This is a genomic window from Streptomyces sp. B1866, assembly GCF_031932565.1.
Classification (GTDB): domain Bacteria; phylum Actinomycetota; class Actinomycetes; order Streptomycetales; family Streptomycetaceae; genus Streptomyces.
In genome coordinates this window covers 1-8,665 of the sequence record NZ_JAVSCF010000265.1, presented here as the reverse complement: position 1 = coordinate 8,665, position 8,665 = coordinate 1, and the positions used below count along the sequence as shown (strand labels likewise).

Sequence of the window (8,665 nt, the reverse complement as noted above, 5' to 3'; positions counted from 1 at the left end):
GCTGCTGCTGGTGCCCGTGCCGTCCGCGCCGCGCGCGGTGGCGGCGCGCGGCCACGACCCGGTGCGGCGCGTGGCGCTCGCCGCGGCGGGCGTGCTGCGGCGTGAGGGGGTGCCGGCGTGCGTGGTCGCCGCCCTGCGGCAGCGGCGGACGGTGCGCGACCAGTCGGGGCTGGGCGCGCGGCAGCGCCGGGACAACCTCGCCGGGGCGCTGGAGCCGGTCCGCGGTGCCGGGCGGCTGCTGGCCACCGGTCGCGTGGTGCTGGTGGACGACCTGATGACGACCGGGGCGTCGTTGGCGGAGGCGGCGCGCGCCGTGGCGGCGGTGAGCGGGCCGGTCGTCGGCGCGGCGGTGATCTCCGCGCCCCGGGAGTCCTTCGTGGAGGAGCCCCGGGAGGCCGGGGAGCCCGGGGAGCCCGGAGTTCCCGTCGGAGACGCTCCCGGGAGACCGGCGGCCAGGCCCGGGTCGGCGGGGGCTGGTCGGCGAGCAGGCGGGTCGCGGGAGAGGCGGTGAGCAGAAGGAAAGGAGATGAGCGGAATACGCGGCAGGAGCACGGGGGGCGGCGAGGTGCCGGAGAGGGGGGCCGGACCAGAGCCGTTCGGGCACAGGCGTGAGCCGGTTGGGGGTGTCGACACGCCGCCCGGAGAGCTATGTTCGGTTGTGAGGAATGGCGGCCGCTATGAGTGGCATATCCCTTTGGCGCTCAGTACGCCGCCCGCATTCCCGTGAACGCGGAGTGTCGAAACGTCCAACACGAGGGGGTGGGGAGGTCCGGAACGGGGGAGGAGGGGTGCAAGCCGTCAAGTCGGAGCCCCGGACTCCGGGGTCTGATGAGAGAGGGATCCGCTCCGGACGAGTGACGGAGCGACCCGGGAACGGAGTTCTGCGTGGACATCGTCGTCAAGGGCCGCAAGACAGAGGTGCCCGAGCGCTTCCGTAAGCACGTGGCCGAGAAGCTGAAGCTGGAGAAGATCCAGAAGCTCGACGGCAAGGTGATCAGCCTCGACGTGGAGGTGTCCAAGGAGCACAACCCGCGTCAGGCCGACCGCTCCGACCGGGTGGAGATCACCCTGCGCTCCCGTGGCCCGGTGATCCGGGCCGAGGCCGCCGCCGCCGACCCGTATGTGGCGCTGGACCTGGCCGCCAGCAAGCTGGAGGCGCGCATGCGCAAGCAGCACGACAAGCGCCTCACCCGCCGGGGCAGCGGCCACGGCCGCGCTCCCGCATACGACATGGCCGGGGCCGTCCCCGGGACGCCACGCCCCGCCGGGCCCGGCGAGACCGCCCACCGACCGACCGCCGCCACGGTGCCCACCACCCGCACCGGCCCGCTGGAGGTGCAGGGCGAGGGCCCCCTGGTGGTCCGGGAGAAGACCCACGTGGCCGCACCGATGAGCCTCGACCAGGCGCTGTACGAGATGGAGCTGGTCGGGCACGACTTCTACCTGTTCATCGACGCCGAGACCAAGCAGCCCAGCGTCGTCTACCGGCGCCACGGCTACGACTACGGCGTCATCCACCTGTCGTCCGACGCCTACTCCGGCGAGGAGGAGCCGGGCGGTGCGGGCGGTGCGCTCGGCGTCTGAACAGGACCGCCCGGTCTGCGGCCGGACACCGTGCCCCGTCACGGTGACGCCATGGTGGTGCCCCGGAGCGCCCATGCGCCCCCCGGGGCACCACCGTGCGCCCACGGCTGCGGCATTCCGCCGCCGCGGCATGGAATCATGGCCCGCAGGGCAACCGGGGCCGCCACCGGACCGGTTGGCATCGAGCAGCACACCGCGCACCACAGCGCAGACCGCAAGGGCCATGGCCTTCAGGGGGAGGAACGATGGCGGACAGCTTCGGGCCCGCGTCCGGCGTGGATGACGACCGGGGCCCCGGGGCCGGCGCGGGCCGAGGCGAGCCGGGCAAGGAGCCGATCCGGGTCCTGGTGGTGGACGACCACGCGCTCTTCCGCCGAGGACTTGAGATCGTCCTCGCCCACGAGGAGGACATCGAGGTCGTCGGCGAGGCGGGGGACGGCGCGGAGGCGGTGGACAAGGCGGCCGACCTGCTGCCGGACATCGTCCTGATGGACGTCCGCATGCCGAAGCGCGGCGGGATCGAGGCGTGCACGGCCATCAAGGAGGTGGCCCCCAGCGCCAAGATCATCATGTTGACGATCAGCGACGAGGAGGCCGACCTCTACGACGCGATCAAGGCGGGCGCGATGGGCTACCTCCTCAAGGAGATCTCCACCGACGAGGTCTCCACGGCGATCCGGGCGGTCGCCGACGGCCAGTCGCAGATCAGCCCGTCGATGGCGTCCAAGCTGCTCACCGAGTTCAAGTCGATGATCCAGCGTACCGACGAGCGGCGGCTGGTCCCCGCGCCACGGCTGACCGACCGCGAGCTGGAAGTGCTCAAGCTGGTCGCGACCGGTATGAACAACCGGGACATCGCCAAAGAGCTGTTCATCAGCGAGAACACGGTCAAGAACCACGTCCGCAACATCCTGGAGAAGCTACAGCTGCACTCCCGGATGGAGGCCGTGGTCTACGCGATGCGGGAGAAGATCCTCGAAATCCGGTGACGGGTGGCGGGCGGGGCCTCCGGAGCGGGGTGTCCGCTCCGGCCGCCGGGCTCCGACCCGGGCTCTCCGGCCCGCCCGGCCCCGGGCGCCCGGCCGGACTGCCTGGCCCGCCCCGGTGCTCCGGAACGGCCTGGCGGACGACCGGCGTCGGCAGCGGGCGGCACCGCAGATGAGCAGCCGCCGGGCACGTCCCTGGGGATGTCAGCCGGTCGCTGCCGCCAGCGCCGAGGTGAGCGCGGCCGCCAGACCGGGCGGGTCCACGCGCTCCACCCGCACCGCCTCGCACCCCACCCACTCGGCCGCCTCGGCCAGCGCCTGCGCCATGGGTCGTACGGCCTTCGCCGTGGTGAGGGACACCTGCCTGGCCACCAGGGTCTTTCCCTCCCGCGCCGGATCCACCCGGCCCAGCAGCCCGCCGCCCGCCAGCAGCGGCATGGCGAAGTATCCGTGCACCCGCTCGGCCCGGGGCACGTACGCCTCCAGCCGGTGGGCGAATCCGAAGATCCGCTCCGTGCGCGCCCGGTCCCATATCAGCGAGTCGAACGGCGACAGCAGGGTGGTGCGGTGCCGGCCGCGCGGCTCGGTGGCCAGCGCGTCCGGGTCCGCCCACGCCGGCTGGTCCCAGCCCGCCACCGCCACCGGAACCAGGCCGGAGCCGGCGATCACCGCGTCCACCTGCTCGCCCTTCAGCCGGTGGTAGTCCGCGAGGTCGGCCCTGGTGCCGACGCCCAGCGACCGCCCCGCCAGCCGCACGAGCCGCCGCAGGCACTCGGCGTCGTCCAGGTCGTCGTGCAGCAGGCCGTCCGGCACGGCGCGCTCGGCCAGGTCGTACACCCGCTTCCAGCCGCGCCGCTCGACGCACACCACCTCGCCGTACATCAGCGCGCGCTCGGCCGCGACCTTCGTCGCCGACCAGTCCCACCACGGCCCGCCGTTCTTGGCACCGCCCAGCTCGGTCGCCGTCAGCGGGCCCTCCTCGCGCAACCGCTTGATCACCGTCTCGTACGCGCCGTCCGGCAGCTCGTGGCTCCAGTGCGGCCGGTTCCGGTAGGCGCGGCGGCGGAAGGCGAAGTGCGGCCACTCCTCGATGGGCAGCACGCAGGCGGCGTGCGACCAGTACTCGAAGGCGTGGGTCCCCGTCCAGTACGCCGCCTCGACCGCGGGGCGGCCGACGGCGCCCAGGCGCGCGTACGGCACCAGCTCGTGCGAGCGGGCCAGCACCGAGATCGTGTCGAGTTGCACCGCGCCCAGGTGCCGCAGCAGGCCCCGCACCCCGCCGCGCCGGTCCGGGGCACCGAGCATCCCTTGGGCGCGTAGCGCCAGCCGCCTCGCCTCGTCCGAGGACAGGGTGACCTCGGGCTTCGGGGCAGCCGCGGACGCGGCGCGCGCAGTCGCAGTCGTCATGTCCGGATACCTTAGGCGCCCCCACTGACAACGCCCCTGACCTGGGGTGCGGCGTCTCAGCGGCGCCCGTCCGTCTCAGCGGCCCCCGGTCGGGGTCGGCGGGGCCGGTCCGCGCCTCAGGGCGCGTACGGCTCGTACGGCGTCGTCGACGGCAGCCCCCAGTCCGACGGCAGCACCGCGCCCCGCCAGGCGTCCCGGCGCCGTCCCGCGCTCACGATCCGCGCCCGGTCCGTACCCTCCATTCGGAAGCCCGCCGACAGGGCCACCGCCCGGGAGCCCTCGTTGCCCGCCTCGCAGCACCACTCCAGCCGCTCCACGCCCACCGCCGTGAGGGCCCACTCGACCATCGCCCGGGCCGCCTCGGCGGTGTACCCGCGCCGCCGGTGCTCCTTCGCCGTCCAGTACCCCAGCTCGGCCTGGCGCTCGGGCGTGCGCAGCCGCTCCAGGCGGACCAGCGCCATGGACCCCACCAGCACGCCCGTGTCCCGGGTGGCCACGGCGAGGTGGTACCCGGTGTCGTCCCGCCAGCCCTCCGGGCACTGCCGCCCCAGGAACTCCTCCGCGTGCCGCCGCTCGTACGGCGAGGGCACGGCCGTCCAGTACTGGATGTCGGGGTCCTGGCAGGCGGCGTACACGGCGGACACGTCCGACGGCTCGAAGGGCCGCAGCAGCAGGCGCTCGGTGGTGAGTGTGACAGGCTCCATGCACCGAGTCTGGTGTGCGGGCCCGGTCGGCCGCGAGGGGATTTCCACCGGCCGCCGGGCCCGGCCCCGGACCGCTGACCGGCGGCCTTCGGGCACTCGGCCCGCTCCCCGTACGTTGACACTGTCAGGTGACACCCGGCCTTCGTACCGACGGACCTCCCGGCGTGGCGGCGTACTGTCTTACGATGGCCGTTGCGGCCGGGGCCCGCGCCCCTTGACACGCCGCGCCAGCGCACCCGACCGTGCCAGGCCCGACCGGCAAGGAGCCACCCCACGTGTCCGTCTTCAACAAGCTCATGCGTGCAGGCGAAGGCAAGATCCTGCGCAAGCTGCACCGCATCGCGGACCAGGTCAATTCCATCGAAGAGGACTTCCTGGATCTGTCCGACGCCGAGCTGCGGGCGCTGACCGACGAATACCGCCAGCGGTACGCCGACGGGGAGTCCCTGGACGACCTGATGCCGGAGGCGTTCGCGACCGTGCGCGAGGCGGCCAAGCGCGCGCTCGGCCAGCGCCACTACGACGTGCAGCTCATGGGCGGTGCCGCGCTCCATCTGGGATTCGTCGCCGAGATGAAGACCGGTGAGGGCAAGACCCTGGTCGGCACCCTGCCCGCGTACCTCAACGCGATCTCCGGCAAGGGCGTGCACCTGGTCACGGTCAACGACTACCTCGCCGAGCGCGACTCGGAGTGGATGGGCCGGGTGCACCAGTTCCTCGGCCTGAGCGTGGGCTGCATCCTGGCCAGCATGACCCCGGCGCAGCGCCGTGAGCAGTACGCGCGGGACATCACCTACGGCACGAACAACGAGTTCGGCTTCGACTACCTGCGCGACAACATGGCCTGGTCCAAGGAAGAGCTGGTGCAGCGCGGGCACAATTTCGCCATCGTGGACGAGGTCGACTCCATCCTCGTGGACGAGGCCCGTACGCCGCTGATCATCTCCGGTCCGGCCGACCAGGCGACCAAGTGGTACGCCGACTTCGCGAAGCTGGTCACCCGGCTGACCCGCGGCGAGGCCGCCAACCTGCAGAAGGGCCTGGAGGAGACCGGCGACTACGAGGTCGACGAGAAGAAGCGCACCGTCGGCATCCACGAGGCGGGCGTGACCAAGGTCGAGGACTGGCTGGGCATCGACAACCTCTACGAGTCGGTCAACACCCCGCTCGTCGGCTACCTGAACAACGCGATCAAGGCCAAGGAGCTGTTCAAGAAGGACAAGGACTACGTCGTCATGAACGGCGAAGTCATGATCGTCGACGAGCACACCGGCCGTATCCTGGCCGGCCGCCGCTACAACGAGGGCATGCACCAGGCGATCGAGGCCAAGGAGGGGGTGGATATCAAGGACGAGAACCAGACGCTCGCCACGATCACCCTCCAGAACTTCTTCCGCCTCTACGACAAGCTCGCCGGCATGACCGGTACGGCCATGACCGAGGCCGCCGAGTTCCACCAGATCTACAAGCTCGGCGTCGTCCCCATCCCCACCCACCGGCCGCTGGCCCGCCTCGACCGGTCGGACCTGATCTACCGCACCGAGGTGGCGAAGTTCGACGCCGTGGTGGAGGACATCGCCGAGCGGCACGAGAAGGGCCAGCCGGTCCTGATCGGCACCACCTCCGTGGAGAAGTCCGAGTACCTCTCCCAGCTGCTGAAGAAGCGCGGTGTGCCGCACGAGGTGCTGAACGCCAAGCAGCACGACCGCGAGGCCCAGATCGTCGCCCAGGCGGGCCGCAGGGGCGCCGTCACCGTCGCCACGAACATGGCCGGCCGCGGCACCGACATCAAGCTCGGCGGCAACCCCGACGACCTGGCCGAGGCCGAGCTGCGGCGGCGCGGCCTGGACCCGGTGGAGCACGTCGAGGAGTGGGCGGCCGCGCTGCCCGCCGCGCTGGAGAAGGCGGAGACGGCGGTCAAGGCCGAGTTCGACGAGGTCAAGGAGCTCGGCGGGCTGTACGTGCTGGGCACCGAGCGGCACGAGTCGCGCCGCATCGACAACCAGCTCCGCGGCCGCTCCGGCCGTCAGGGAGACCCCGGCGAGTCCCGCTTCTACCTCTCCCTGGGCGACGACCTGATGCGGCTGTTCAAGGCGCAGCTGGTCGAGCGCGTGATGGCGATGGCCAACGTGCCCGACGACGTGCCGATCGAGAACAAGATGGTCACCCGCGCCATCGCCTCCGCCCAGTCGCAGGTCGAGCAGCAGAACTTCGAGACCCGTAAGAACGTCCTGAAGTACGACGAGGTCCTCAACCGGCAGCGCGAGGTCATCTACGCCGAGCGCCGCCGCGTCTTGGAGGGCGAGGACCTGCACGAGCAGGTCCAGCACTTCATGGACGACACCATCGAGGCCTACGTGCAGGCGGAGACCGTGGAGGGCTTCGCCGAGGAGTGGGACCTCGACCGGCTGTGGGGCGCGTTCAAGCAGCTCTACCCGTGCCAGGTCACCATCGACGAGCTGGAGGAGGCGGCCGGCGACCGCGCCGGGATCACCGCCGAGTTCATCGCCGAGTCGGTGAAGGAGGACGTCCGCGAGCAGTACGCCGCGCGGGAGAAGGAGCTGGGCTCCGACATCATGCGCGAGCTGGAGCGGCGCGTCGTGCTGTCCGTCCTGGACCGCAAGTGGCGCGAGCACCTGTACGAGATGGACTACCTCCAGGAGGGCATCGGCCTGCGCGCGATGGCCCAGAAGGACCCGCTGGTCGAATACCAGCGCGAGGGCTTCGACATGTTCCAGGCCATGATGGACGGGATCAAGGAGGAGTCCATCGGCTACCTGTTCAACCTGGAGGTCCAGGTCGAGCAGCAGGTCGAGGAGGTGCCCGTCCAGGACCAGGCGCTGGCCGCGCCGAGCGAGGAGCCGCAGGCCCCCGTCCCGGCGGCGGCGGGCGCCCGCCCCGAGATCCACGCCAAGGGCCTGGAGGCTCCGCAGCGCCCGGACCGGCTGCACTTCTCGGCGCCGACGGTGGACGGCGAGGGCGGCGTCGTGGAGGGCGACCTCACCAGCGACGAGGCGGAGGCGGAGCCCGCGCCGGCGAGCACCGGGGGGCGCGCGCAGCGGCGCAAGGCCGCGCGCGGCGGCCGCCGCCGCAAGAAGTAGCCCGGCGGCCTTTCCGGCCCCTGGTACGTCCGGCCCGCGCGGTGCCTGCCGCGCGGGCCGCGCGCGTGTCCGGGGCGGGCGGCGAGGCGGCGGCGGGGACCGGCGGGCCGTACGGCCTCGGGACACGGCTTCTACGGTCCCCGGGGCCCGGCGCCGCCGGTACGGCCTCCGTGCGGCTCGTACGGCCTCCGTACGGCCGGGGCACCTGGCGGGGTGCCCGGGGCCCTGGCCGCCGTCCCGGTGGCCGTCTCCGGCCGTCTGCGGCCCGGCCGGAGACGGCCGAACGGCGACGACGGCCGCAGGCTCGGCGGGCCGGACCCGGCCGTACGGGCCGAGGGCCAGGCCGGCCGGGCCTGGATGATCCATGTCGATCACTGAGACCGATAGAGATCATCTAGAACGGCGGTGGCGAGCCGATGTCGAACGCGGCGCAGCGCCAGCGGTCGTCGGCGCCCCGTTCGAGCCGGAAGGCCAGCGCCCTGACCCGGTCGCCGGAGGCGATCCGGGCGAACGCCTCGATCACCCCCGCGCGCGGCTGGTACTGCCCGCAGTCCCGCACCCAGGGCGCCTCGCGACGGCCGTCGGCGGGCCGCAGCGGCGTCCGGGGCGCCAGCGCGGCGAGCCGGTCATAGGCGTCGGAGAGGATGTGCCCGAGCAGCGTGTGCACGGGCCGCTGGCCGCTCAGCGCGAGCAGCAGGCGGTGGGCGAACCAGTAGTGCGGCATCCGCTCGCGCTCCCTGAGCCGTGCCGCCGCGGCCGCCGCCGCGCTCGGCCTGGCCGTCTGCGCACCCGTCCCGGCCGTCCGCGCGCCCGTCGGGGAGGTCCTGGCGCCCGCCGTGACCGCCGCGCGCGCCGCGGCTCCCGGGGCCGCGGCGCGGGGACG

General features: G+C 72.9%; 8 protein-coding genes. 5 read left to right on the top strand and 3 right to left on the bottom strand.

Annotation, left to right across the window (positions count from 1 at the left end):
* From RKE29_RS25110 to RKE29_RS25100, 3 genes are all read left to right on the top strand, one after another.
* Nucleotides 1–511: phosphoribosyltransferase family protein (locus RKE29_RS25110; RefSeq protein WP_312007909.1), on the top strand; the 511-nt coding region annotated here is incomplete at its 5' end.
* A gap of 374 nt (nt 512–885) precedes the next feature.
* Complete coding sequence (gene raiA / locus RKE29_RS25105; RefSeq protein WP_312007908.1) at nt 886–1,584, top strand: ribosome-associated translation inhibitor RaiA; 699 nt, start codon at nt 886–888, stop codon at nt 1,582–1,584.
* 245 nt (nt 1,585–1,829) lie between these two features.
* Nucleotides 1,830–2,573, top strand: coding sequence for a response regulator transcription factor (locus RKE29_RS25100; protein WP_312007907.1), 744 nt, complete (start codon nt 1,830–1,832; stop codon nt 2,571–2,573).
* A 201-nt stretch (nt 2,574–2,774) separates the two neighbouring features.
* Here RKE29_RS25100 and RKE29_RS25095 read toward each other — a convergent pair whose 3' ends face one another.
* Both RKE29_RS25095 and RKE29_RS25090 read right to left on the bottom strand, forming a co-directional pair.
* Nucleotides 2,775–3,977: a crosslink repair DNA glycosylase YcaQ family protein gene (locus tag RKE29_RS25095; RefSeq protein WP_312007906.1), complete on the bottom strand. Its 1,203-nt coding sequence runs from the start codon at nt 3,975–3,977 to the stop codon at nt 2,775–2,777.
* Between the two features lie 116 nt (nt 3,978–4,093).
* Nucleotides 4,094–4,681, bottom strand: a complete 588-nt coding sequence (locus tag RKE29_RS25090) for a GNAT family N-acetyltransferase (protein WP_312007905.1) — start codon at nt 4,679–4,681, stop codon at nt 4,094–4,096.
* Between the two features lie 275 nt (nt 4,682–4,956).
* Between RKE29_RS25090 and secA the strand changes: the two genes are divergently transcribed.
* The gene (gene secA / locus RKE29_RS25085; protein WP_312007904.1) at nt 4,957–7,782 is read left to right on the top strand and encodes a preprotein translocase subunit SecA; all 2,826 of its coding nucleotides are present in this window, start codon (nt 4,957–4,959) and stop codon (nt 7,780–7,782) included.
* A gap of 213 nt (nt 7,783–7,995) precedes the next feature.
* Nucleotides 7,996–8,160 (top strand): hypothetical protein, encoded by a 165-nt coding sequence (locus RKE29_RS25080; protein WP_312007903.1) that lies wholly within the window; start codon nt 7,996–7,998, stop codon nt 8,158–8,160.
* Nucleotides 8,161–8,176: 16 nt separating this feature from the next.
* Here the strand turns inward: RKE29_RS25080 and RKE29_RS25075 are convergent.
* A partial coding sequence (locus RKE29_RS25075) for an Rv3235 family protein (RefSeq protein ID WP_312007902.1) occupies nt 8,177–8,665 on the bottom strand: 489 nt, incomplete at its 5' end.

Bases quoted from the DNA above. Each gene is read 5' to 3' on its own strand.
- RKE29_RS25100 (WP_312007907.1), top strand. From the start codon at position 1,830: ATGGCGGACAGCTTCGGGCCCGCGTCCGGCGTGGATGACGACCGGGGC.
- RKE29_RS25095 (WP_312007906.1), bottom strand. From the start codon at position 3,977: ATGACGACTGCGACTGCGCGCGCCGCGTCCGCGGCTGCCCCGAAGCCC.
- RKE29_RS25090 (WP_312007905.1), bottom strand. From the start codon at position 4,681: ATGGAGCCTGTCACACTCACCACCGAGCGCCTGCTGCTGCGGCCCTTC.